Below are 23,908 nucleotides of genomic sequence, written 5' to 3' on the forward strand. Positions count from 1 at the left end.
CCACTGTGGGGCGACCGGCAGGCACCGCCCGGGCACGCGGGAGCCAGACGCCGTGCGCGGACGCCCGGCTCTCGGCAAAGTACCGCCGACGGCACGGCGGCCCCTGCATCCGCCCGGCCGCGCGGACGCCGCCCGTCGGACGGACCGCAGACAGACGGCTGCCGGCGGACAGCCGACACCGCCCGCCGGGTCCACCCGCGGCGTCCACGGCCACACCGGTGAGGCCAGCCCGCCGGTGAGGCCCGCCGGACAACGGCCACCGCCCGGGCACGCAGGAGCCCCGCACCGTGGGCAGGCGCTCGGCTCCCGGACAGGTGCCGCCGACGAGCACCGCGGCGCCTGCGATCCGTCCGGCCACGTGGACGGACGCCTGTCGGCGGACAGCCGACGCCGTCCGCCGGGTCCGTTCGCCCGCGGCGTCCACGGCCCCGGTGAGGCCGGCCGGGCGTGCGAGAGCCCGGCGCCGTGGGTGGGCGCCGGGCTCTTGGGGAGGTACTACGAGCGGTTACTTGATCTTGGTGCCGGTCGAGCGCAGGTTGGCGCAGGCCTCGACGACGCGCGCCGCCATGCCGGCCTCGGCCAGCTTGCCCCAGGTGCGCGGGTCGTAGGTCTTCTTGGAGCCGACCTCGCCGTCGACCTTCAGGACGCCGTCGTAGTTGCGGAACATGTGGTCCACGACCGGGCGCGTGAAGGCGTACTGGGTGTCCGTGTCGATGTTCATCTTCACGACGCCGTTCTCCAGCGCGGTCGCGATCTCCTGCTCGGTGGAGCCGGAGCCGCCGTGGAAGACGAAGTCGAACGGCGACGCCTTGCCGAACTTGGCGGCGACGCCGTCGGCCAGCTCCTTCAGCAGCTCGGGACGCAGCACCACGTTGCCCGGCTTGTACACGCCGTGCACGTTGCCGAAGGAGGCGGCCAGCAGGTAGCGGCCCTTCTCGCCCAGGCCCAGCGCCTCGGCGGTGCGGATCGCGTCGTCGACCGTGGTGTAGAGGGAGTCGTTGATCTCGTGGGAGACGCCGTCCTCCTCGCCGCCGGTCGGGGTGATCTCGACCTCGAGGATGATCTTCGCGGCGCGGGCGCGCTCCAGCAGCTCCTGGGCGATGGCCAGGTTGTCGGCGAGGGTCTCCGCGGAGCCGTCCCACATGTGGGACTGGAACAGCGGGTTCTGGCCGGCCTTGACCCGCTCCTCGGAGATCGCCAGCAGCGGACGCACGTACCCGTCGAGCTTGTCCTTGGGGCAGTGGTCGGTGTGCAGGGCCACCGTGACGTCGTACTTCTTGGCGACGATGTGCGCGAACTCGGCCAGGGCCACCGCGCCGGTGACCATGTCCTTGCTGTGCTGGCCGCCCAGGAACTCGGCGCCACCCGTGGAGATCTGGATGATGCCGTCGCTCTCCGCCTCCGCGAAACCGCGCAGGGCCGCGTGCAGGGTCTGGGAGGAGGTCACGTTGATGGCCGGGTAGGCGAACTTGCCTGCCTTCGCCCGGTCCAGCATCTCGTTGTAGACCTCGGGAGTTGCGATGGGCATGTGTCCGCTCCTTGACTGTGCGGGTTGTGTTCTGCGTACTACGGCCCTGACCTAGACCTAGGGGGTGACGTCGTCGTCGTCCCCATCTTTCCAGACATGAGCCGGTGATCCAGCCCCGGACGCCGGGCGCACCGGCCGGGCGCCACCGGGCGGGGCCGGTCCAGCCGTCAGTCCAGCCCCAGCTCGTCCTTGGAGTAGGCGAAGAGGTACGGCACGCCCGCACCCTCCTGGATCTTCTCGGCGGCGCCGGTCGCCCGGTCGACGATCGTGGCGACGGCGACGACCTCGGCGCCCGCCTCACGCACCGCCTCGACCGCGGCCAGCGGGGAGCCGCCGGTGGTGGAGGTGTCCTCCACGACCAGGACCCGGCGGCCCGCGATGTCCGGGCCCTCCACGCGCCGCTGCAGACCGTGCGCCTTGGCCGCCTTGCGGACCACGAAGGCGTCCAGCCGCCTGCCGCGCGCGGCGGCCGCGTGCAGCATGGCGCCCGCGACCGGGTCGGCGCCCATGGTCAGGCCGCCCACCGCGTCGAAGTCGAGGTCCGCGGTCAGGTCCAGCAGCACCTGGCCGACCAGCGGGGCGGCCTCGCCGTCGAGGGTGACGCGGCGCAGGTCGACGTAGTAGTCGGCCTCCAGACCCGACGACAGGGTCACCTTGCCGTGCACCACGGCCTTGTCCTTGATCTGCTGCAACAGCGCGGCTCTCACATCGCTCATGCCGGCCAGCTTAAGCGGGGCGCCAGGTCCAGGTGGTCGCGGCTTCCAGCGGCTGGAGCGGGGTGACCAGGCGGGGCAGGGTGTTCAGCCCGTTCGGCGGCCCGGTCTGCGGCTCGACGCAGACGGCGGCCTCCTGCTCGTCGTAGAGCACGACCCATTCCTCCCGGCTGGTCACCTTCAGCTCCAGTCGGCCGGGCCAGGTGAGGGTGACGTCGACGCCGCCGGGCATCCCGAAGCAGTCGTCCCACGGGCCCGGGCGCGGCTCGACGCGGTTGCCGGTGGGCAGGTGGTCGGGGCCGCGCTCCTCCTGCCAGGCGGGCGTGCAGCCGATGCGCACGTCCGCGCCGTCCAGGCTGCGGTTGAACCACGGGTGCCAGCCGATCTGGGCGGGGAAGGACGACTCGTAGGTCTCGACGGACATGGTCAGCGTCAGGGCGTCGGGGGCGAGGGCGATCACCTGGGTGACGCGGCCGGGGTAGGGCCACGGCTCGGTCAGGTCGTAGGTGAGGACGGCCTCGTCCTGCGTGACGCGGGCGGTGCGCCAGGCGCCGTCGCGTGCGGTGCCGTGGATGGCGTTCGGCGGGGCGTTGAGCGGCATCTGGTGGACGGTGGCGCCGTCCCGGAACCGGCCGTCCCTGATCCGGCCGCACCAGGGGACCATCGGGAAGCAGCCGTAGCGCTCGCCCTGGCGGAGCAGTTCCGTCCCGCCCACGCGCAGTCCCCCGACCCGGCCGCCGTTGGCCGGCTGCACGGTCACCTCCGCGTCGCCCGCGGTCAGCGTGATGTCGTCGTTGCTCACGACCACGACCCTACTGGGGTGATCGCGCCCCCGTGGGCGTCTCAGTGACGCCTGCGCAGCGCCCGGCCCAGCACGATGGCCGACGCCAGCACGACGGCCGCCGCGGGGGCCGCCCAGCGCAGGGCCGAGCCCTCGGTGACGGTCTGCGGGGCGGGCACGGGGGCGTAGCGGCCGCGGGGCGGCGCGTGGTCGACCTCCTCCGCGCTGCGGCCGATCATCGTCCGGCGGGCGTGGGCCGCCTCGGCGGGGGGCTCGGCGGCGTCGGCGAACTCGCCGGACACCTCGGACGCGTCGGGGGCGGGGGCGGGCAGGGGGAGGTCCGCGTCCATGTCCGCGTCCGTGTCCCCGGCCGCGCTCTCCGGCTCACGCCCCTCGCCCTCCGCCTCACGCCCCTCGCCCTTCGCCTCACGCCCCTCGCCCTCGTCGCCCTCCTCGTCCTCGTCGGGGGCGAGGGAGGGCGGCGGGACCTCGACGTCGAAGACGGACGGCCGGGGCTCCTCCTCCGCCGCGGCCAGGTTCTCCGCGAAACGGTTCAGCAGCCGGGTCACGGCGGCGGCGACCGACTCGGCCGGCAGTTCCGTGACGCGGCCGTCCGCGGCGGCCGTCCCCTCGAAGGACAGCGTCGAGCCGCCGTCCGCGTCCCGGACGCGGAGGGTGAGGGCGAGCTTGACCGAGCCGGTGCCGCGGCTCTCGGTGGCCTCGCCCTCGGCGGCGTAGGAACCGTCGTCCCGCGCGGTGACGCGCACGGAGCCGCGGTAGGTGACGGAGTGGCTGCCGACGCGCACCTTCAGCCGCCCGGCGACGAGCTCGCTGCCGGCGTCCTGCTGGAGCCCGGGAACCGCCCGGGCCACCTGCGCGGGATCAGCGAGGGCGTCCCTCAGCCGCTGGGCCGGAACCGGAACGAACACCTCATGCTCCATGGAAGCGGAGCCTACCCAGGAGGCCGGATCCTGCACCCCCGTCGAGCGAAAACGACCGCCCTCCGGGAGACCTCTAGGAGGTGCTCCCCGGCGTCACCAGACCCGTCTCGTAGGCCACGACGACCGCCTGCGCCCTGCTGGCCAGGCCCAGCTTGGTCATCGTGCGGTTGAGGTGGGTCTTGACCGTGGCCTCGCTGATGAACAGCCGGTCGGCGGCCTCCGCGTTGGTCAGGCCCCGGGCGACGAGCCGGAGCACCTCCTGTTCGCGCGCCGTGAGGGCTCCCAGGCCGGGCGTCGCCGCGCCGGGCGGGCCGTCGGCCGTGCGGGTGAACGCCTCCACCAGGCGCCGGGTGACGGCGGGGGCGAACAGGGCGTCGCCGCCGTGCACCGCGGTCACCGCCGCGAGGAGGCGCTCGGGCCCGGCGTCCTTCAGCAGGAAGCCGGAGGCGCCGGCGCGCAGGGCGCCGTAGACGTAGTCGTCGAGGTCGAAGGTGGTCAGGACGAGGACGCGGGGGGCCGGGTCGGACGCCTCGGCGAGGATGCGCCGGGTCGCCTCGATGCCGTTCGTGCCGGGCATGCGGATGTCCATCAGCACCACGTCGGGGCGGGTCTTCGCGGCCAGCGCGACCGCCTCCGTCCCGTCGGCGGCCTCGCCCACGACCTCCATGCCGGGGGCTGCCCGCAGCAGGGCGACCAGTCCGCTGCGCACCAGGAACTGGTCGTCGACGACGAGCACCCTGATCGGGCGGGCCTCGTCACCGGTGAAGGTGTCGGTCATTCCGCGACGGCGTCCCCACGGCGTGCGGTGCGTGCCGGCGTCGGCAGGGTCAGGTGCACGCCGAATCCCCCCTCGCTGCGCGGGCCGACGACGATCGTCCCGCCGTAGAGCTTGGCCCGCTCCCGCATCCCGATCAAGCCGTGGCCGCCCTGCTCGCTCGATGTGGCCGGATCCACCCCCCTCCCGTCGTCGGTGACCGACACCGCCACCTCGCCCGAGCGGTAGGCGAGTTCGACGCCGGCCCGGGCGCCGGGCGCGTGCTTGAGGACGTTGGTCAGGGCCTTCTGGACCACGCGGTAGAGGCAGAGCTGCACGCCGGGGGGCAGCGACCGCGGCTCGCCCGTGACGCGGAGGTCCACCGGGACGCCGCCCGCGCGCATCCGGTCCACCATGTCGGCCAGTTGGTCCAGGCCGGGGGCGGGCCCGCGGTCGGCGCCCTGGACGCCGTCGGCGCGCAACAGGCCCAGCATGCGGCGCAATTCGGCCAGTGCCTCGCCGCTCGCGCCCTCGATGGTGTCGAGGGCCTCGCGCGCGGTGCGGGCGTCGGAGGTGAAGACGAAGCGGGCCAGGCCCGCCTGGACGTTGATGACGGCCATGTGGTGGGCGACGACGTCGTGCAGTTCGCGGGCGATGCGCACCCGCTCCTCGGCGACCTCGCGGCGGGCCCGTTCGGCCTGTTCGGCGCGCAGGTGCCGGGTCAGGTCGGCCGACCTGCGGGCGAGGTAGCCGAAGCGCCACAGCACCAGGGGCCAGGCGACGGCCTGGGCCACGACGGACGCCATGGAGCTGCCGTCGGTCACCAGCCCTGCGTAGATCCAGAGGCCGGCCATCAGCGCGGCGCAGGACGCGGTGGTGCGGGTGGGGCGCAGGGACGCCACGGTGTAGAGGGCGAGCATGGGGCCGAAGGAGCCGACCACGGGCCAGTAGCCGAGGGAGACGTAGACGGCCATGACCGCGTGGACGAAGAGGCAGAGGGCCAGCGGGGCCCTGGTACGCCAGACGAGGGGCAGGTTGGCCAGGGCGACGAGCGTCCAGGCGAGCGGGTCGAGCGCGTCCCACCCCTGGGCGACGGCCTCCCTGCCGAGCAGGACGGCCACGGTGGTCAGGGCCGTGGCGATCAGGCCGTCGGCCACGAAGGGGCGGATCCGCATTGCCGCAGGGTAGCCGCGGGGTGCGGACGGGGCGTCAGTCTGCCGGGGTACCGCGGAAGTCGTAGGAACCGCGCGGTTACCGCAGGAGTTGGCCCGCGGATCCACCTTCGGCGGGATTCGGCCGGGGACCGCGGGCCCGTAGCTTCTCGGTGCGGGTCGCAAAGAGGGGTGACCAACGGGGGAGCCCCGCCTTGCGGCCGGAAGGGACATCTGACATGGCACTGCGCACGAAGGCCGTCTCGCTCGCCGTCGTCGCCGCCGTGGGCGGGGCTCTCGCCCTCACCGCCTCGCCGGCGTCGGCCAGCATCGCCCAGGGCTACGTCTCCGGGGCGGGCGACACGATGAACGACTGGGGCGACGAGGGCACCCTCTCCGCCTCCAGCCACTCGCACAGCAACGCCACCGCGCTGGTGCAGCAGATCCTGTGGGCCGAGGGCGTCAAGGAGCAGAACGGCACGGCGTTCGACTGGTCCGACATCGACGGGAAGTACGGCCCCAACACGACCTACGCGGTCAAGCAGCTCCAGAAGATGCTGAACAGTGTCCTCGGGGCGCGCCTGACCGTGGACGGCAAGGCGGGCCCGAAGACGCTCGGCGCCGCCGATTTCTTCCTCGCCGACAACGGCAACGGCACGGTCACCTACATCGGCGACAAGCACTCCGTGACGTTCAAGCGCGGCGGCGGCAAGTACTCGCTGAAGGTGAACAACAGCCGCGGCTGGAAGGTCGCCTCGTACAACACGCTGAACGTCGTCTGACCCACGGACGGGGGGCGGGGGAAGCGCGGCGGTCCGTCCCTGTACGGGGGAGGGACGGACCGCCCACGCGCGTGCCGCTCAGTACGCGTACCGGGGATGCACCAGCGTCGACGGGCGCAGGCCGCCGACCCGGGTGCGGGCCGCCGCCCGCGCGTCCGCCGCCAGGCGTGCGGGGGTGAGGGTGCGCGGGCGCGGGGCGCCGGGATCCAGGCCGAGCCGCGGGGCCGCGCGGGCGGCCAGCACGAAACCCCAGTCGCGCGGGGCGCGGGAGGCGCCGGTGGAGCGGGCGGGGCCCGTGGAGCGGGCGGGTCCCGTGGAGCCGTCGGGTCCTGCGGTGAGGCCGGGGCCCGCGGTGAGGCCAGGGCCCGCGGTGAGGCCGGGGCCCGCGGTGAGGCCGGGGCCCGCGGTGAGGCCGGGGCCCGCGGTGAGGCCGGGGCCCGCGGTGAGGCCGGGGCCCGCGGTGAGGCCGGGGTCGTGGCCGACGACGCGGTAGGCGGCGGTGCGCAGTCCGGCGGCGCGGACCGTGGCGTCCACCGTCCAGAACACGCGCGGCCGGGTGGCGACCGGGCCGGCGTGGACCACCAGTCGGCCGCCGGGCGCGAGCACCCGGCGGGCCAGCCCGTAGAACTCCTGCGAGTACAGCTTCGTGCTCGCCGTGATGTCCGGGTCGGGCAGGTCGCAGATCACCACGTCGTACGCCGCCCGGGGCGCGCCGCGCAGGCGGCGGAAGGCGTCCGCGGCGCGCGCGTGCACCCGCGGATCGTCGTAGACGTGGCCGTTGAGGGCCGACAGGGCCGGGTCGTGGCGGGCCAGCCGCACGACGTCGGCGTCGGGTTCGACGACGTCCACCCGGCGCACGCCCGGATGGCGCAGCACCTCGCGCGCGGCCAGTCCGTCGCCGCCGCCGAGGACGAGCACGCGCGCGTGGGGGCCGTTCATCGCGGGGTGGACCAGTGCCTCGTGGTAGCGCCGCTCGTCGCGGCCGCCGGCCCGCAGCCGGCCGTCGAGGAAGAGGGCGAGGGGGCGGCCATGGGTGCCGCCGGTGAGGACGAGTTCCTGGCTGCCGGTCCGCAGGGCCACGCGCACGTCGTCGCCGTACACCGCGTGCCGGGCGGCGGTCTCGAAGTCGCCGACGAGTACGGCCGCGGAGGCGAGGACGCCCAGCACGGCGACGTTGGCGGCCAGCAGCAGCCGGCGGGCGCGGCGGCTGAGGTCGCCGCGGAACAGACCGAGGACCAGGGCGCCGCCGGCGACGGCGTTGACCGTGCCGGTGATCAGGGCGCCGGTCAGCTGGCCCAGCAGCGGCAGCAGCAGGAACGGAAAGGCCAGGCCGCCGACGAGGGCGCCGACGTAGTCGGCGGCGAACAGGTCGGCCACCGCGCCGCCCGGGTCCTGCCGCCGGATGCGCTGGATCAGCTCCATCAGCAGCGGGACCTCGGCGCCGATCAGCAGGCCGATGGTGAGGGAAAAGGCGACCAGGAGGCAGCGGGGTCCGCTCGCCCACAGCCCGCCCCAGGCGCCGGTCCAGGCGAAGACGGCGTACAGCGCCATCGCGCTGCAGCCGCCGACGAGGGCGAGCACGGCCTCGATCGCGCCGAAGCCGGCCGCGGCGTGCCGGCGCAGTCTCTTCGCCACGAGCGAGCCGACGCCCATCGCGAAGACCATGACCGACAGCACCACGGACGCCTGGGTGACCGAGTCCCCGGTCAGGTAGGAGGCGAGGGCGACGAGTTCGAGTTCGTACACGAGCCCGCAGGCCGCGCAGACGAAGGCGCACGCCAGGACCAGGAACCGTCCCGTCCGCGGCGGGACGGGCAGCCGCGCCGGCGCCGCCCAGGGAAGCGGGCGCGGGAGCGGGCGGCGGGGCGGGGCCGGGGCGTGCTGTTCGATCACGACTGCGACGTTACGTCACGGAGCGGTCACGTTTTGTCACCCACACGTGTGGAACCACCGTCCGCCGGGATTCACACGTTCGCGTCGGACCTTCGCGTCGGGCCTTCGCGTCGGGCCTTCGCGTCGGGCCTTCGCGTCGGACCTCCGCGTCGGACCTTCGCGTAGGACCTTCGCGTAGGACCTTCGCGTCAGACCCAGGACGGGCTGCGGTCGGCCCGGCGGGCGGCGAGCCGGGCGGCCGGCGTCCGCACCCCGACCCGGGTGCGGGTCGCCACCAGTTGCCCGTCCTGCGGATAGGCGTGCCAGGTCCGCCAGTGCACCTGCCCCTCGTGGTGGTGGGCGAGCATCGCGGTGAACGCGTGCGGACTGCCCGGGAAGACGCCGGCCAGGCCGTGCGGGTGGTCGGAGACCAGGGCCAGCAACTCCTGGGCGCGGCCCGCGAAGGAGCCGGGCGAGAGGACCTCGACCCGGGCGGCGAACTCGTACTCCCAGTCGTCGACGCGCTTGGCGACGCCCAGCGGCAGCGGGGTGCTGCTGCCCGCGATGCAGGCGACCGTCTCCGAGCAGGTGCCCCGCGCCTCCTCAAGGAGCACCTGGTGCGACGCGCCGAGGAGCCTCAACTGCAGCTTGGCGCCCGTCAGTTCGAGATCGAGTGTGGCCAGCGCCGGAAGCGGCTCGCGCCCCAGGGCCCAGGCGAGGTCGGCCGCGGACGTGTCGGTGTAGGCGGTGTTCAGGGTCGTGAGCATGGATCGGCTCCGCAAGCACGCAAACAAGGAGGTCTGGGTCCGGCGCATGCCGGTCGGCACCGGGAGACCGGACCGGCCGGCCCGGTCGGGACGTCGGGAGGATGTGCACGGGACGTCCGGGGGCCGCGTTGGTGTTTTAGAGGGAATCATGAACTGTGGCGCCGCCACAGCGTTTTTACCCAACTTCGTGGCGTTTCCATCCCTGAGAGGGCTGCACAGCTCAACTGTTCAACCATGGCGCGCGCCGGAGCGCGCGAGGAGCGCGCCCGCGGGCCCCGCGCGGCGGCCCGAGCGCCGTGGGCCCGGCAACCTTGCCTGGCGGGCGGCGCCGCCCGCCAGGCAAGGTTGCCGGTCACGTGCCAAGAGAGAGAGGGTGGGCAGTACGTCTGGTCTCAGCGACGGCCGGACGAGCCAGACGACCGCAGGAGTGTCCAAGTATGTCCATCGACCCGTCCTCGATTCCGAACTTCGGGGGCCAGCCCGAGCCGCAGAACCAGGGACCGGCGGGCCCCGTCATCCCGGATCAGGACCTCGTGAAGCAGCTCCTCGACCAGATGGAGCTCAAGTACGTCGTCGACGAAGAGGGTGACCTCGCGGCTCCGTGGGAGCAGTTCCGCACGTACTTCATGTTCCGCGGCGAGGGCGACCAGCAGGTCTTCTCGGTGCGGACGTTCTACGACCGGCCGCACGGCATCGAGGAGAAGGCCCAGCTGCTGGAGTCCATCGACGACTGGAACCGCCGGACCCTTTGGCCCAAGGTGTACAGCCACACCCACGACGACGGCACCGTCCGCCTGATCGGCGAGGCGCAGATGCTGATCGGCACCGGGGTGAGCCTGGAGCACTTCGTCTCCTCCACGGTCAGCTGGGTGCGGGCCGCCATCGAGTTCGACCGGTGGCTCGTGGAGCAGCTCGGCCTCGAGCAGGAGATCGACGACGCGGACGAGCCCGGCGACGAGCCCGGCGACGACGAGGAGTAGTCCTCCCGCCGCCTCGCCCTACAGGGGCACCCGGGCCAGTACCACCAGGTACGCCCCGTAGCCGAACGAGAGCCCGGCCAGGGCGCCGACCACCACGGTCGCGTGCCACGGCCGGGCTCTCGCCGTGCGCGCCAGGGCCCGGGCGAGCGGCAGCAGCAGCGGGAAGGCCGGCAGCAGGAAGCGCGGCTTGGACTCGAAGAACCCCGAGCCGCCGAACGCGATCAGCAGCAGGACGCCGGCGTACACCAGCAGCGGCAGCGGGGCGCGGTCGGCCAGCAGGAGGGCGTACAGCACGGCCGCCGCCGCGACGGTCAGCAGCGCCACGGGGAAGACGAAGCGGTCGCCGTGCAGCAGCAGGTGCCGCACGAACCGCAGCGAGCCGCGCCCCAGGTCGAAGCGGGAGCCCCACAGCCGCTGGACGCGGAAGTAGCCGCCGGGCACGTCGCCCGTGCGCAGGCCGACCCACAGCACGTACGCCGTCCAGCCGAGCGGCGCGAGCGCGGCGCCCGTCCACAGCCTGTGGACGGTTTTCCCGCGCCGCCGCCACGCCTCGTGCCCCGCGGCGGCCAGCACCGCCGCCGCGACCGCCAGCCCGTTGGGCCTCGACAGCCCGGCGAGGGCGGCCAGCGCCCCCGCCCACACCCAGCGCCCGGTGAGCACCGCGTACAGCGACCAGGCGGCGAACGCGGTGAGCACGGGTTCGGTGTACGCCATCGACAGCACCACCGAGTGCGGCAGCAGGCCCCACAGCAGCACCAGCACGGTGGCCGGCGTCCGGCCGTACAGCCGGTCGCCGAGCGCGTGGATGCCGCCCGCGGCCACGACCGCCGCCAGCCACGACACCGCCAGGCCGGCCGCGCCCCAGCCGAGCGGGCTGACGGCGGTCACGGCCCGCACGAGCGCCGGGTAGAGCGGGAAGAACGCCAGGTCGCTCTGGACGGTGCCGTCCCCGAAGTGCAGGGTGCGGCCGTACCCGTGGGCGGCGATCCCCAGGTACCACACCGAGTCCCAGGACCGTCCGAGCAGCGCGAGTGGCTGCTGCCCGGTCGCCCGTGCGGCGAGCGCCAGCACGGCGACGCCGAGCAGCCGGGCGGCGGCGAACAGGCCGACGGCACCGGCCAGCGCCGCCGCCGTCGGCAGGTGGGCGCGGCCCCGGGCGCCGGGCCGGGTGACGGACGGTCGGGCGAGCGTGCTGGCGTGGGTCACACCGGCACAGTGCAGCCCGCCCGCGAACCCCGCGACCGGTGTGCGTCCGGCCGGGTACGCCCCGGCCCGTCCGCCCGCCCGGCACGGCGACGTGACGGCTCCGGGCCGCGCCCCTCTCCGTCGTATCCTGACCGCACACGGGAAGGAGCGGTCCATGAGCGTCGACGCGATCGTGCACACCGAGTTCCCCAAGGGATACACGGTCCTGTTCGGAGCCGACGGAAAGGTGATCATGACTCCGCAGAGCTTCGAGCACTCCAGCACGATCAAGTCGATGCAGTACGACACGATCGTGTCCCTCGGACGCCATGCGAAGACCGCCTCCGACGTCTGCATCGACTTCCCCGCCGACGAGAACTCGGCCCCCGATCTGGCGATCCTTCGCGAGGACGCCCGCCGGGAGGGCAAGCGCTACGGCTTCGAGGACGTCCTGCTGATCTCGGAGGTCGTCTCGACCTGCTCCGCGCGCAAGGACTACGACGACTGCACCGCGAAGTACGGCCGCTACGGCATCCCCGTCTACCTGGTCGTGGACCCCTACGCCCAGGAAGTCGTCGTCCACACGCAGCCGACCACCACCGGTTACATCGCGGCGCACACCCACAAGTACGGCACGGGCAAGCTCCCCATCCCGCTGGCCGACGGCCGCACCTTCACCCTCGACCTCGACGAGCTCCCGCGCCCGGAGCCCGAGACGGACGCCCGCTAACCTCCGAGGCCCATGAGTCGCTCCACGGCTTCCTGGAGGACCTCGGTGCGTTTGCAGAACGCGAAGCGGACGAACGGCGCTCCCGCCTCGCGGTGGTCGTAGAAGACGGCGTTGGGGATGGCGACGACGCCGGCCCGCTCGGGCAGGGCGCGGCAGAAGGCGAAGCCGTCCTTCTCGCCGAGGGGACGGATGTCGGTGGTGATGAAGTAGGTCCCGGCGGGCTTGAACACCTGGAACCCGGCCTTGGTCAGCCCGGCCGCCAGCAGGTCGCGCTTGGCGAGCATGTCCGCGCGGAACGCGGCGAAGTAGGCGTCCGGCAGCGCCAGCGCCTCGGCGACGGCGTACTGGAACGGCCCGGAGGCGACGTAGGTCAGGAACTGCTTGGCCGAGCGGACGGCGGCGACCAGGCCGGGGGCCGCGGTCACCCAGCCGACCTTCCAGCCGGTGAAGGAGAAGGTCTTGCCGGCCGATCCGATGGTCACCGTCCGTTCCCGCATGCCGGGGAAACCGGCCAGCGGCAGGTGTTCGGCGTCGTCGAAGACCAGGTGCTCGTAGACCTCGTCGGTCACCACGAGGAGGTCCCGCTCGACGGCCAGCTCGGCGATCGCGGCGAGTTCCTCGCGGGTGAGAACGGTGCCGGTGGGGTTGTGCGGGGTGTTGATCAGCAGCAGGCGGGTGCGGCCGGTGACGGCGGCGCGCAGCTCGTCGAGGTCCAGCCGGAAGCTTCCCTCGTGCGGGTGCAGGGTGACCGGGACGCGGGTGCCGCCCGCCATCGCGATGCAGGCGGCGTAGGAGTCGTAGTACGGCTCGAGGGCGATCACCTCGTCGCCGGGCTCCAGGAGGGCGAGCAGCGAGGCGGCGATGGCCTCCGTGGCGCCCGCCGTGACCAGGACCTCGGTGTCGGGGTCGTAGGCCGACCCGTACCGCCGCTGCTGGTGGGCGGCGACGGCGGCGCGCAGCTCGGGGACGCCCGGGCCGGGCGGGTACTGGTTGCCGCGGCCGTCGCGCAGCGCCCGCACGGCCGCCTCGCGGATCTCCTCGGGGCCGTCCGTGTCGGGGAAGCCCTGGCCCAGGTTGATCGCCCCGGTCCGCAGGGCGAGCGCCGACATCTCGGCGAAGATCGTCGTCCCGAACTCGGCGAGCCGGCGGTTGAGCGGCGGGCGGGTGGTGGAGGTCATGCCGGTCATCGTGCGCCGAAGCCGCGGATTTCCTCAACCTGCCGTCGCCTCCGGGCGAGCCGCGGCGGGGCCCCGGCCCGGCGCGGTTCACCGGGCATCCGGCGCGGATCACCGGGCACCTGGCGCGCGCCGCAGAGCACTTGGCGCGGAACTTCGAGCAGCGCGCACCGCCCAGCACCTGGCGCGCACCGCCCAGTACTTGGCGCGCAGCGCCAACGACAAGCCCGCCGTTCACCGGCAGCCTGGGCGAAGACCAGCAAAGGGGGAAACACCATGCTCATCCGACGCGCACTCGCCGTCGCCGCCGTCTCCGCCGCGCTCGGCACCGGGCTCGCCGCCACCCCGGCCGCCGCCGGGAACAGCGCCGCCGGCCCCGGCGGCAGCGACGTCTCCGCCGCCTCGTGGACCCGGACCACCTCGCGCGGGGGCCCGGTCAGGGAGTGCTACCGGGCCAGTTGCGACGTGGTCATGCAGACCTACGCCGGCGAGTCGCTGTACTGGCACCACAACGCTCGCAACCCGGCCGGAAACCTCTGGTACTACGTCCGGTACACGACCGGCAACGGCAGGCCGCACGACTTCTACGGCTGGATCTACTGCGGCAACGTCACCGCTCACTGCTGAACCCGCGCGACCGCTCCGCTCCGGGCGTCCGCGCGGGCCCGGGTCAGCGGCGGATGAGGCCGAGGTCGGTGGCGGTGGCGACGGCGGCGGTGCGTGAGTCGACGTCGAGCTTGGCGTAGATGCGGGCCAGGTGGGACTTGACCGTTCCTTCGGTCAGGTGGAGGCGGTCGCCGATGGCCTGGTTGGAAAGGCCGTCGGCGACCAGGGCGAGGACTTCGGTCTCGCGCCGGGTCAGGGCGGCGCCCGGCGCGCGCAGCCGGTTCATCAGCCGGTCGGCGACCGTGGGTGCCAGCGTGGTGCGTCCGGCTGCCGCGGTGCGTACGGCGGCGGCCAGGTCCTCGGGCGAGGCGTCCTTGAGGAGGTAGCCGGTGGCGCCGGCCTCGATGGCGGGCAGGGTGTCGGCGTCGGAGTCGTAGGTGGTGACGATCAGCACCCGGGGGGCTCCCGGCCGGGCGGTGATCCGGGCGGTGGCCTCGGCGCCGCCCATGCCCTTCCCGAACTGCAGATCCATCAGCACGACGTCGATGTCGCCCGCGGCGGCGCGGGTGACCGCGTCCTCGGCGGTGGCGGCTTCGGCCATGACGACGAGGCCGGGTTCGGTCTCCAGCACGGCGCGCAGCCCGGCCCGTACCACGGGGTGGTCGTCGGCCAGGAGCAGGCGGATGGGGGCGCTGTCGGTCACGGGCGGACCTCGGTCTCGGCCGGCGGGGCGAGGGGCAGCCGGGCGGCCAGGGCGGTTCCGTGGCCGGGGGCGGATTCGATGGTGAGGGTACCTCCGAGGGCCTGGACACGGGCGCGCATGGCGGCCAGTCCGAACCCGCCGGCCTCGGGGTCTGGGGCGGGCAGCCGGGCAGGGTCGAAGCCGCGGCCGTCGTCGACGACGTCGAGCACGACGTGGTCACCGACGTAGCGGAGGGTCACGTCCGCGGTGCCGGCCTCGGCGTGGTGAACGGTGTTGGCCAGGGCGGACTGGGCGATGCGCAGCAGCGCGACCTCGTGGGCGGTGGCGAGCGGGGCGGGGTCGCCGGTGAGGTGGAAGCGCGCGGTGAGCCGGTGCCGGGCGGACGTGGTGGTGCACAGGCGTTCCAGGGCGCCGGCCAGGGTGGTGCCTTCCAGCGTGGGCGGGGTGAGGGCCGCGACGAAGCGGCGCGCCTCGGCGAGGTTGTCGACGGCGGCCTGCCGTGCCTGGTCGACGTGGCGGGCTGCGTTCTGCGGCGCGTCGGGCAGTGCTCGTTCGGCGGCGCACAGCAGCAGTTGGATGCTGGACAGGCCCTGGGCGAGGGTGTCGTGGATCTCGCGGGCCAGGCGGTCGCGTTCGGCCAGTACGCCGGCGGTGTGCTGGGCTGCGGCCAGGTCGGCGCGGGTGGCGGTGAGCTCCTCGATCAGCCGGCGGCGGTCTTCGCTCTCCCGGTACAGGGCCTGGTACCCCCACACCACCGCGACCGCCACGGCGGCGCCGAGCGCGGGGCCGATGGCCATGGCGGGGCTGAAGGAGTGCTGGTGCGCCGCGAAGCCCGCGACGGCCGCGGCGGCGGTGGCGGCCACGGCCGCCAGTCCGGCGCGGCGGGGCAGCAGGTGCAGCTGGAGGAAGTACAGCGGGAAGGCCACCCACACGGCGTCGGGAGACAGCGCGAGCACCGTCAGCCAACAGGTGCCCACGGCGGCCAGCCACAGCGCGGCGGCCCGCCGCGAGCGGCCGACGCCCGGCAGCGCGGGTCCGGCCGCGTACACCAGGCCGCACGCCGCCGACGCGGCGACGATCCACCCGGCGTGGGGCCGGCCGTCGGCCACGGCCCGTCCGGCGGCCAGCGCGAGCAGGCCGATGATCAGCAGGTGCAGGCACCAGGCCAGGGCCCGGGTGGTCGGGGTCAGGGCGGGGGCGGCGGTGTTCACAGTGCGTCCCAGGTTACGAAGGCCGGCGCCCGGCGGCCTCCATCGAAAGTTAGAAGCCGTGCGCCGTCTTTCGGCCCGCCAAGTGCCGTCCTGCGCCGGACGCGCGCACCGGGGGCCGGCGGCGACGGTGGAGTCGTACCGATTCCACCGCCGGAAGGGACAGGCCGGGGCCGTGTTCGTCGCCTGGAGAGACCTGAAGTTCGCCAAGGGGCGCTTTGCCCTGATGGGGACCGTCATCGTGCTGATCACCCTGCTGGTCGGGCTGCTGTCCGGGCTGACGGCCGGACTGGGGCAGCAGAACATCTCCGCGATCACGTCCCTGCCCGCCGACAGGATCGCCTTCCAGGCGCCCACCGGCGGGCAGGACCTGTCGTACTCCAGCTCCACCGTCACCGAGCGGCAGTGGCAGCGGTGGTCCGGGGCGCCCGGCGTCGAGAACGCCGAGCCGCTGGGGATCACCACGACCAGGGCCACCGCCGGGGACCGGAGCACCGGGGTCTCGGCCTTCGGCGTCGAGCCCGACTCCCGCCTCGCGCCGGCCGGCGACAAGATCACCGACAGCGCGGTGGTGCTGTCCACCGCGGCCGCCGACGGCCTCGGCGTGCGGGCCGGCGACTCCCTCACCCTGGCAGGCCGGCGGCTGAAGGTGGCCGCCGTCGAGGGCGACGCCCACTTCAGCCACACCCCGGTGATCTGGACCGGTCTGGACACCTGGCGGCGGACCGCGCCGCCCACCGGCGGCGGGGAGGGCCCGTGGGCCACCGTCATCGCCCTGAACACCACCGCCGAGGCCGATGTGACCGCCCTCGACCACCAGGCCGGCACCAGAACGGTCACCACCGGGGACTCGCTGTCCGCGATCGGCTCCTACACGTCCGAGAACGGCTCCCTGCAGCTGATGCGCGGCTTCCTGTTCGCCATCTCCGCCCTCGTCATCGGGGCCTTCTTCACCGTCTGGACCATCCAGCGCAGCGGCGACGTCGCCGTCCTCAAGGCGCTGGGCGCCTCCACCGCGGGCCTGCTCGAGGACGCCCTCGGCCAGGCCGTCGTCCTGCTCACCGGCGGCACCCTGATCGGCACCGGCCTGGCCGCCACCCTCGGCGCCCTGGTGTCCGGCAGTGCCGTGCCGTTCCTCCTCACCCCCAGCACCGTGCTGGTCCCGGCCGTCGTGATCGTCCTCCTCGGCGTGCTCGGCGCCGCCCTGTCCATCCGCCGCATCACCTCCGTCGACCCGCTGACCGCCCTGGGGAGCGCCCGATGAGCCTGAGACTGACCGACGTCACCCTCACCTATCCCGACGGCGACACCCGCCTGACCGCCCTCGACCACGTCACCCTCGATGTGCCCCGGGGCAGCCTGACCGCCGTGGTCGGCCCCTCCGGCTCCGGCAAGTCCAGCCTCCTCGCCGTCGCCGCCACCCTGATCACCCCCGACACCGGCACCGTCACCGTCGACGGCCGGACCACCACCGGCCTCACCCGCGGCGAACTCACCGAACTGCGCCGCCACAAGATCGGGATCGTCTTCCAGCAGCCCAACCTGCTGCCCTCCCTCACCGCCGTCGAACAACTCCAGGTCATGGCCCGGATCGACGGCCGCAAACCCCGCACCGCCCGCACCCGGGCGCTGGAACTCCTCGACGCCGTCGGTCTCGCCGACCGGGCCGGCCGCCGTCCCCACCAGCTCTCCGGCGGCGAGCGCCAGCGCGTCAACATCGCCCGCGCCCTGATGAACGACCCCACCGTCCTCCTGGTCGACGAACCCACCAGCGCCCTCGACCACGAACGCGGCGCCGCCGTCATCGACCTCATCACCGGCCTCACCCACCAGCAGACCACCGCCACCGTCCTGGTCACCCACGACCGCGCCCACCTCACCGCCGTCGACCGGATCGCCGAAGTCCAGGACGGACGCCTGCGCATTCCGGCCGCGCAGCACCTCTAGAGCAGCCGGAGCGGGGCTTCAGGGAGACGAGGCCCGCCAGCCGTGGGCGCCGCGCGCGGCCTGTTCGAGGTTGGCCCTGACGTAGGCGACCGCCTGCTCCTCGGGGGTGGCCTCGGCCGCGACGGCCCGCTCCACGGCCTCGATCCAGGCGGGGAACTCACGGGTGACGACGAGTTCGTTCATCGCCTACGTGCTCCTGTTCGTTCATCGCCTACGTGCTCCTGACGGCCCTGGTGGCGATCCGGCTCGGGTGGCGGCTGGGCCGGACGGCCTTCTTCGCCCTGCTGGCCGCCGTACTGCCCTTCGTGACCGTGGCATTCGAGATGTGGGCCCGCCGCACCGGCCGGCTCCCGAGCGCGGCCGCGGCCTCACGCCCCACCGCCTCCCGGTGAGGGAGCCCTTCCAGCTGCCGAGGCTCAGAATTCGCTCAACTCTGCTTTGGCCGACGGCCGGGCCGGGCATCCCCCGGGCACGCAACACGGCGAGGCACCCACGGGGGGCTGCTTCGGGGGCATCGAGAGGACGGTGACGCCATGACCGGCATCATCGTGATCGCCGGGATCGTCTGCGTGGCGGTCCTCGTCAGCGCGGCACGCAGGGGCGGCCGGGTCCGGCCGGCCCGCGGGTCGGGCGGACGCTCGTACGGCGGGGACAGCAGCTGGTGGGCCGGCGGGGGCGACAGCGGCAGCGGCACGGACGGCGGGCACCACGGGGGCCACCACGGGGGTCACTCCTGCGGTGGCGGCCATTCGTGCGGCGGCGGGTCGTCCTGCGGAGGCGGGTCGTCCTGCGGAGGCGGGTCGTCGTGCGGCGGGGGCGGCGGATGCGGTGGAGGCAGCTGACACGGGGCAGCTGAGCTCCCGCAGGGGGAGCCGCATCCGTCCTGCCCACTCCGTCGCCGGGGTCCTCCGGGAGCCCGGCGACGGACACGGACGGGCCCGCCACCCACCGGGGTGACGGGCCCGAGCCGTCGGGGGGCTACAGCGTCTTGCCGGCCGTCCCGCCGGCCTTCTCGCCGGTCGCCGGTCCCACCAGGAGGCCGTCGCCGAAGGCGTCGACGCGGACGGTGTCGCCGTCCTTGACCTCGCCGGCCAGGATCTCCTTGGCCAGCCGGTCGCCGATGGCGGTCTGGATCAGGCGGCGCAGCGGCCGGGCGCCGTACGCCGGGTCCAGGCCCTCCGTGGCGAGCCAGGACAGGGCCTCGCCGGTGACCTCCAGGGTCAGGCGGCGTTCGGTGAGCCGCTTGGCCAGGCGGTCGATCTGGAGCTTCGCGATGCGCTCCAGCTCCGGCTTGGTCAGCGCCGAGAAGACGACCAGGTCGTCGAGCCGGTTGAGGAACTCCGGCTTGAAGGAGGCCCGCACGACCTCCAGGACCTGCTCCTTCTTCTCCTCCTCCGAGCTGATCGGGTCGACCAGGAACTGGCTGCCCAGGTTCGAGGTCAGCACCAGGATGGCGTTGCGGAAGTCGACCGTGCGGCCCTGACCGTCCGTCAGGCGGCCGTCGTCCAGCACCTGCAGCAGCACGTCGAAGACCTCGGGGTGGGCCTTCTCGACCTCGTCGAGCAGTACGACGGTGTACGGGCGGCGGCGGACGGCCTCGGTGAGCTGGCCGCCCTCCTCGTAGCCGACGTACCCGGGCGGGGCGCCGACCAGCCGGGCCACGCTGTGCTTCTCGCCGTACTCCGACATGTCGATGCGGACCATGGCCCGCTCGTCGTCGAAGAGGAAGTCGGCGAGCGCCTTGGCGAGTTCGGTCTTGCCGACGCCGGTGGGGCCCAGGAAGAGGAACGAGCCGGTCGGGCGGTCGGGGTCGGCGATGCCGGCCCGGGAGCGCCGCACCGCGTCGGACACCGCGCGCACGGCCTCCTCCTGGCCGATCAGGCGCTTGCCCAGCTCCTCCTCCATGCGCAGCAGCTTCTGCGTCTCGCCCTCCAGCAGACGGCCGGCGGGGATGCCGGTCCAGGCGGCGACGACGTCCGCGATGTCGTCGGAGCCGACCTCCTCCTTGACCATGGTGTCCTTGGCGGCCTCCTCCTCGGCCTGGGAGGCGGCCTGCAAGTCCCGTTCCAGGGTCGGGATCTCGCCGTACAGCAGCTTGGAGGCGGTGTCGAAGTCGCCGTCGCGCTGGGCGCGTTCGGCCTGGCCGCGCAGGTCGTCGAGCCGCTCCTTCAGCTCGCCGACGCGGTTGAGGGACTGCTTCTCCTTCTCCCAGCGGGCGGTCAGGCCGCGCAGTTCCTCCTCCTTGTCGGCGAGGTCGCGGCGCAGCTTCTCCAGGCGTTCGCGGGAGGCCGGGTCGGTCTCCTTGCCGATGGCCAGCTCCTCCATGCGCAACCGGTCGACGGCGCGCTGGAGTTCGTCGATCTCGACGGGCGAGGAGTCGATCTCCATGCGCAGCCGGGAGGCCGCCTCGTCGACGAGGTCGATGGCCTTGTCGGGCAGGAAGCGGGAGGTGATGTACCGGTCGGAGAGGGTGGCGGCGGCGACCAGCGCGCTGTCCGCGATCTGCACCTTGTGGTGGGCCTCGTAGCGGCCCTTGAGCCCGCGCAGGATCGCGATGGTGTCCTCGACGGTCGGCTCGGCGACCAGCACCTGCTGGAAGCGGCGCTCCAGCGCCGGGTCCTTCTCGATGCGCTCGCGGTACTCGTCGAGGGTGGTGGCGCCGACCATGCGCAGCTCGCCGCGCGCCAGCATCGGCTTGAGCATGTTGCCGGCGTCCATCGCGGAGTCGCCGCCGGCTCCCGCGCCGACGACGGTGTGCAGCTCGTCGATGAAGGTGATGATCTGCCCGTCGGAGTCCTTGATCTCGGCCAGGACGGCCTTCAGGCGCTCCTCGAACTCACCGCGGTACTTGGCCCCGGCGACCATCGCGCCCAGGTCCAGCGCGACGAGCCGCTTGTCCTTCAGGGACTCGGGCACGTCGCCCTTGACGATCCGCTGGGCGAGCCCCTCGACGACGGCGGTCTTGCCGACGCCGGGCTCGCCGATGAGGACCGGGTTGTTCTTCGTGCGGCGCGACAGCACCTGCACCACGCGGCGGATCTCCTGGTCCCGGCCGATCACCGGGTCGAGCTTCCCCTCCCGCGCCGCGGCGGTGAAGTCGGTGCCGAACTTCTCCAGGGCCTTGTACTGGCCCTCCGGGTCTGCGGTGGTCACCCTGCGTCCTCCCCTCGCCTTCTTGAAGGCGTCCGACAGCTTCTTCGCACTGGCACCCCGGCCGGTGAGCACGTCCCCGGCCGCGCCGCCCTTCGCGGCGATGCCGATGAGCAGGTGCTCGGTGGACAGGTACTCGTCCCCGAGCTCCCCGGCCCGCTCGGACGCGTCCGCGATCACGGCGAGCAGTTCCCGGTTGGGCTGCGGCGGGGCGACGGTGGACCCCGTCACGCTGGGCAGCCCGGCGAGGATCTTCTCCGCGCCGGCGCGCACCGCCGCCTGGTCGGCCTCGACAGCCGCCAGCAGGTCGGTGATGTTCTCGTTCTCCTGCCCCTGGAGCAGAGCCAGCAGCAGATGGGCGGGGGTGAGGTCGGGGTGCCCCTCCGTCACGGCCCGGTTGCCGGCCGCGTTGATGGCGTCCCGGCTCCGGTTGGTCAGCTCGGCGTCCACGTTCGCTTTCTCCTCCTGGCGTCAGCTGTCGCCACGTCTCCCAGTGCTGACTCGGTCAACGTCTACAAAGTTGAGTCTATTCCACTCAAGGGGGTGTCCGGGAGACCCGAGCGGTTAAGTTCCGGCCATGACCTCGTACCCGCAGGATCCGGGCGCTCCCGACGCGTCGTACCTCAGCTTCTGGCGCGAGCGGCACCTGTGCACGCTGACGACGCCCCGCCCCGACGGCAGCCCGCACGTGGTGCCGGTCTGCGTGACCTACGACCCCGGGGCACGGCTGGCCCGGGTGATCACGAGCAGGACGAGCGCGAAGGTGCGCAACGTACTGGCGGCCGGCCCGGAGGGGGCACGGGTGGCCGTGTGCCAGGTGGACGGGCGGCGCTGGGCGACGCTGGAGGGCCGGGCCTTCGTACGGACCGAGCCGGAGCGGGTCGCGGAGGCGGAGCGGCGTTTCGCCGAGCGCTACGAGCGGGCGCCGAGGCCGAATCCGGCGCGCGTGGTCATCGAGATCGAGCTGACGCGGGCGATGGGGAACGCGGGCCGCGACTGACTGTTTTCGGCCACAAGTCGGCCTCTTCCAAACCCGGCGGTACCGGGAGAAGTGCCGAAAACTGCAGCGGCGTCACCGTGTTCAGGTCACGGTGACGCCGCTGCGGGGGGAAGCACCTGAGCGATCTGTTACGACGGGGGAATCGCGTCAGGCACTGCGGGGGGTGGCTGAGATGGTCCGTGGATTGGGGGTATCCGGTTCCACCAGCCGATGGTCTCGTCGGTCGAGGTTCACAAAGATCATTCCGTACCGGATGGCACACCGTACGGGCTGCGGCGCCCCCCGAGGCCGCCGCAGACACAGGTACGCCCTCACGTCCTCGTCCTCGTCCCGCGTGACGACGACCGGCTCCCCGAAGACGGTCACCATCAGCGAGTCACCAGGATGCGGAATCGCGGTGACCAGGTCGATGAAGTGCCACCCCGAGCGATAGGCGGTGGCCATTTCGCGCCGGAAGGACCGGTCGTCGGGTGGCGTGGTCATGCGTCCGCGCCCGCCGGGGTCGACCAGCCGACGTCCTGGGCGCCGTCACCGCCGGTGACCACCCAGCCGACGTCCCCCGGGCCGGCGGCCGAGATGTCCCAACCGACATCCAGCGCGGCGGTCTTCGCGCCGGCGGGGCTCGACCAGCCGACGTCAAGAGGACCGGCCGCACCGCTGGCCAGCGCGACTACGAAGGCAGTGGCAAGCACTGAGCGAAGCATTCTCTTATTCATGGTCGGCTTCGTCCTCACTTGATGGCTTCCTCTCCCCCGTGAAACAAGACGATGGCTCATTCAGGCACGTCAATGCCACACAGGAGATGCATCATGTTCCTGCACGTTCAGGACCCTGGGGGGTGGAGATTTGCCAACAAAGAGCACAAAACCGACACATCCTCATGGCATCACCGATCTGTGTGCCGACGGCTCCCGTCTCTACGCCAGTGCTCTCAGTTCCGGACGTATCGCCCGCGGCGAGGTCGAAAGCGCCCCCTGTCTGCTCGAGTTCGCCCTGCTCCACCCCGATCCGGACGACGCGAGCTGGTTGCGCCCGGTTCCGCCCTCCGTCGTGCTCGCCCAGCAACTGCAGCCCCTGGAACGGGAGATACAGGACCGACGGCGCCTCACCCTGGACCTGGCGGACACCTTCCAGCCGTTCCTGGACATCAGTGCCCAGAAACCGGCGACCACCCACGCGATCACCGTGCTGGAGGGCATCGACCGCATCCACGCGGCGCTCGACGTGGCGATCGCCGAGGCCCGTACCGAGGTCCTGACGGTACAGCCCGGCGGCAGCCGGCCGGAGCACATCCTCAGTCAGGCCCTCAAGCGCAGCAAGCCGCTGATAGAGCGGGGCATCTCCATGCGCACCCTCTACCAGCACACCGTGCGGCACAGCCAGAGCACCTACGCGTACATGGACCAGATGGCCGGCGCCAAGGTCGAGATCCGCACCCTCGAGGAGCTCATCGAACGGCTCATCATCTGCGACACCACCGTGGCCTTCATCCCGGCCCAGGACGACCGCCAGGTCGCCCTGGAACTGCGCCACCCCGGCCTCGTGCAGTACCTCATCAGGGTCTTCGAACAGCTCTGGCAGCGGGCCACGCCGCTGCTGGAGGAGGTGCCCTACGAGTCCACCCCGGAAGGCATCACCGGCGTCCAGCGGTCCATAGCCAAACTGCTCATCGAGGGGCACGTCGACGAGGCGATCGCCCGCCGGCTCGGTATGAACGTCCGCACCTGCCGGGCCCACATCGCCAAGCTGGCGGCCGCGCTCGGCAGCGGCAGCCGGGCGCAGCTCGGCTTCCTGATCGCCCAGGCGGGGATCCTGGACCGCGACAGCTGACCACCTACCGCCTAGTACTGCAACGACACTCCGTGATGCCCTCTGCGTTGGTAATGACTGATGCGGGCTCGTGCTTGGCTTCTTCTTCGCCATAGTGACCATGCG

The 23,908-nt window shown here is 73.1% G+C and carries 25 protein-coding genes; 9 read left to right on the top strand and 16 right to left on the bottom strand.

Annotation, left to right across the window (positions count from 1 at the left end; all coding sequences use genetic code 11):
- Positions 1-505: 505 nt before the first annotated feature.
- From fbaA to ACH4ZX_RS20425, 6 genes are all read right to left on the bottom strand, one after another.
- Positions 506-1,528: a class II fructose-bisphosphate aldolase gene (gene fbaA / locus ACH4ZX_RS20400; protein ID WP_398274311.1), complete on the bottom strand. Its 1,023-nt coding sequence runs from the start codon at positions 1,526-1,528 to the stop codon at positions 506-508.
- A gap of 167 nt (positions 1,529-1,695) precedes the next feature.
- A complete protein-coding gene (gene pyrE / locus ACH4ZX_RS20405; RefSeq protein ID WP_398274314.1) occupies positions 1,696-2,244 on the bottom strand; it encodes an orotate phosphoribosyltransferase in 549 nt (182 codons plus the stop codon).
- A 10-nt stretch (positions 2,245-2,254) separates the two neighbouring features.
- Positions 2,255-3,043, bottom strand: coding sequence for an aldose 1-epimerase (locus ACH4ZX_RS20410; RefSeq protein WP_398274317.1), 789 nt, complete (start codon positions 3,041-3,043; stop codon positions 2,255-2,257).
- Positions 3,044-3,084: 41 nt separating this feature from the next.
- Positions 3,085-3,963: an SRPBCC domain-containing protein gene (locus tag ACH4ZX_RS20415; protein WP_398274320.1), complete on the bottom strand. Its 879-nt coding sequence runs from the start codon at positions 3,961-3,963 to the stop codon at positions 3,085-3,087.
- Positions 3,964-4,036: 73 nt separating this feature from the next.
- On the bottom strand, positions 4,037-4,741 hold the full coding sequence (locus ACH4ZX_RS20420) for a response regulator (protein WP_398274323.1): 705 nt from the start codon (positions 4,739-4,741) through the stop codon (positions 4,037-4,039).
- Positions 4,738-5,892, bottom strand: coding sequence for a sensor histidine kinase (locus ACH4ZX_RS20425; RefSeq protein ID WP_398274326.1), 1,155 nt, complete (start codon positions 5,890-5,892; stop codon positions 4,738-4,740). Before ACH4ZX_RS20425 ends, ACH4ZX_RS20420 begins: the two co-directional genes overlap by 4 nt.
- 215 nt (positions 5,893-6,107) lie before the next feature.
- Between ACH4ZX_RS20425 and ACH4ZX_RS20430 the strand changes: the two genes are divergently transcribed.
- Complete coding sequence (locus tag ACH4ZX_RS20430) at positions 6,108-6,650, top strand: peptidoglycan-binding protein (RefSeq protein ID WP_398274329.1); 543 nt, start codon at positions 6,108-6,110, stop codon at positions 6,648-6,650.
- Between the two features lie 78 nt (positions 6,651-6,728).
- Here the strand turns inward: ACH4ZX_RS20430 and ACH4ZX_RS20435 are convergent, their stop codons facing one another.
- Positions 6,729-8,543: a polyamine aminopropyltransferase gene (locus ACH4ZX_RS20435; RefSeq protein ID WP_398274332.1), complete on the bottom strand. Its 1,815-nt coding sequence runs from the start codon at positions 8,541-8,543 to the stop codon at positions 6,729-6,731.
- 188 nt (positions 8,544-8,731) lie between these two features.
- Positions 8,732-9,289 (bottom strand): DUF2617 family protein, encoded by a 558-nt coding sequence (locus ACH4ZX_RS20440; RefSeq protein ID WP_398274335.1) that lies wholly within the window; start codon positions 9,287-9,289, stop codon positions 8,732-8,734.
- Positions 9,290-9,726: 437 nt separating this feature from the next.
- Between ACH4ZX_RS20440 and ACH4ZX_RS20445 the strand changes: the two genes are divergently transcribed.
- On the top strand, positions 9,727-10,269 hold the full coding sequence (locus ACH4ZX_RS20445; protein WP_398274338.1) for a YbjN domain-containing protein: 543 nt from the start codon (positions 9,727-9,729) through the stop codon (positions 10,267-10,269).
- An 18-nt stretch (positions 10,270-10,287) separates the two neighbouring features.
- On the opposite strand, the gene ACH4ZX_RS20450 is transcribed toward ACH4ZX_RS20445, so the two are convergent.
- A complete protein-coding gene (locus tag ACH4ZX_RS20450; protein WP_398274341.1) occupies positions 10,288-11,475 on the bottom strand; it encodes a hypothetical protein in 1,188 nt (395 codons plus the stop codon).
- A gap of 154 nt (positions 11,476-11,629) precedes the next feature.
- Between ACH4ZX_RS20450 and ACH4ZX_RS20455 the strand changes: the two genes are divergently transcribed.
- Positions 11,630-12,184: a Uma2 family endonuclease gene (locus tag ACH4ZX_RS20455; protein WP_398274344.1), complete on the top strand. Its 555-nt coding sequence runs from the start codon at positions 11,630-11,632 to the stop codon at positions 12,182-12,184.
- Here ACH4ZX_RS20455 and ACH4ZX_RS20460 read toward each other — a convergent pair.
- Positions 12,181-13,371 carry a pyridoxal phosphate-dependent aminotransferase gene (locus ACH4ZX_RS20460; RefSeq protein ID WP_398274347.1) on the bottom strand — a complete coding sequence of 397 codons (1,191 nt, stop codon included), beginning with the start codon at positions 13,369-13,371 and terminating at the stop codon, positions 12,181-12,183. The two genes, ACH4ZX_RS20455 and ACH4ZX_RS20460, sit on opposite strands and share 4 nt — an antisense overlap.
- A 264-nt stretch (positions 13,372-13,635) precedes the next feature.
- Between ACH4ZX_RS20460 and ACH4ZX_RS20465 the strand changes: the two genes are divergently transcribed.
- Positions 13,636-13,986, top strand: coding sequence for a hypothetical protein (locus tag ACH4ZX_RS20465; protein WP_398274350.1), 351 nt, complete (start codon positions 13,636-13,638; stop codon positions 13,984-13,986).
- A gap of 43 nt (positions 13,987-14,029) precedes the next feature.
- Here ACH4ZX_RS20465 and ACH4ZX_RS20470 read toward each other — a convergent pair whose 3' ends face one another.
- Positions 14,030-14,668: a response regulator gene (locus ACH4ZX_RS20470; protein ID WP_398274353.1), complete on the bottom strand. Its 639-nt coding sequence runs from the start codon at positions 14,666-14,668 to the stop codon at positions 14,030-14,032.
- A complete protein-coding gene (locus tag ACH4ZX_RS20475; RefSeq protein WP_398274356.1) occupies positions 14,665-15,879 on the bottom strand; it encodes a sensor histidine kinase in 1,215 nt (404 codons plus the stop codon). The genes ACH4ZX_RS20470 and ACH4ZX_RS20475 overlap by 4 nt, the downstream gene beginning before the upstream one ends.
- A 172-nt stretch (positions 15,880-16,051) precedes the next feature.
- Here ACH4ZX_RS20475 and ACH4ZX_RS20480 point away from each other — a divergent pair, with 172 nt between their 5' ends.
- On the top strand, positions 16,052-17,140 hold the full coding sequence (locus ACH4ZX_RS20480; RefSeq protein WP_398274359.1) for an ABC transporter permease: 1,089 nt from the start codon (positions 16,052-16,054) through the stop codon (positions 17,138-17,140).
- Positions 17,137-17,823 carry an ABC transporter ATP-binding protein gene (locus ACH4ZX_RS20485; RefSeq protein ID WP_398274362.1) on the top strand — a complete coding sequence of 229 codons (687 nt, stop codon included), beginning with the start codon at positions 17,137-17,139 and terminating at the stop codon, positions 17,821-17,823. Before ACH4ZX_RS20480 ends, ACH4ZX_RS20485 begins: the two co-directional genes overlap by 4 nt.
- A gap of 18 nt (positions 17,824-17,841) precedes the next feature.
- Here ACH4ZX_RS20485 and ACH4ZX_RS20490 read toward each other — a convergent pair whose 3' ends face one another.
- Positions 17,842-18,006 (bottom strand): hypothetical protein, encoded by a 165-nt coding sequence (locus ACH4ZX_RS20490; RefSeq protein WP_398274365.1) that lies wholly within the window; start codon positions 18,004-18,006, stop codon positions 17,842-17,844.
- 23 nt (positions 18,007-18,029) lie between these two features.
- Here ACH4ZX_RS20490 and ACH4ZX_RS20495 point away from each other — a divergent pair, with 23 nt between their 5' ends.
- Entirely contained in the window at positions 18,030-18,215 is a 186-nt protein-coding gene (locus tag ACH4ZX_RS20495; RefSeq protein ID WP_398274415.1) for a DUF3817 domain-containing protein, read from the top strand.
- Positions 18,216-18,801: 586 nt separating this feature from the next.
- Here the strand turns inward: ACH4ZX_RS20495 and clpB are convergent.
- Positions 18,802-21,423 carry an ATP-dependent chaperone ClpB gene (clpB, locus tag ACH4ZX_RS20500; protein ID WP_398274369.1) on the bottom strand — a complete coding sequence of 874 codons (2,622 nt, stop codon included), beginning with the start codon at positions 21,421-21,423 and terminating at the stop codon, positions 18,802-18,804.
- 127 nt (positions 21,424-21,550) lie between these two features.
- Here clpB and ACH4ZX_RS20505 point away from each other — a divergent pair, with 127 nt between their 5' ends.
- On the top strand, positions 21,551-21,973 hold the full coding sequence (locus tag ACH4ZX_RS20505; protein ID WP_398274372.1) for a pyridoxamine 5'-phosphate oxidase family protein: 423 nt from the start codon (positions 21,551-21,553) through the stop codon (positions 21,971-21,973).
- Positions 21,974-22,120: 147 nt separating this feature from the next.
- Here the strand turns inward: ACH4ZX_RS20505 and ACH4ZX_RS20510 are convergent, their stop codons facing one another.
- Positions 22,121-22,456 carry a hypothetical protein gene (locus tag ACH4ZX_RS20510; RefSeq protein ID WP_398274375.1) on the bottom strand — a complete coding sequence of 112 codons (336 nt, stop codon included), beginning with the start codon at positions 22,454-22,456 and terminating at the stop codon, positions 22,121-22,123.
- On the bottom strand, positions 22,453-22,665 hold the full coding sequence (locus ACH4ZX_RS20515) for a hypothetical protein (RefSeq protein ID WP_351889120.1): 213 nt from the start codon (positions 22,663-22,665) through the stop codon (positions 22,453-22,455). The genes ACH4ZX_RS20510 and ACH4ZX_RS20515 overlap by 4 nt, the downstream gene beginning before the upstream one ends.
- A 154-nt stretch (positions 22,666-22,819) precedes the next feature.
- On the opposite strand from ACH4ZX_RS20515, the gene ACH4ZX_RS20520 reads away from it, so the two are divergent.
- On the top strand, positions 22,820-23,803 hold the full coding sequence (locus ACH4ZX_RS20520) for a helix-turn-helix transcriptional regulator (protein ID WP_398274378.1): 984 nt from the start codon (positions 22,820-22,822) through the stop codon (positions 23,801-23,803).
- Positions 23,804-23,908 lie beyond the last annotated feature (105 nt).

It is taken from the genome of Streptomyces sp. NPDC020490 (assembly GCF_044335305.1).
Taxonomy (GTDB): domain Bacteria; phylum Actinomycetota; class Actinomycetes; order Streptomycetales; family Streptomycetaceae; genus Streptomyces.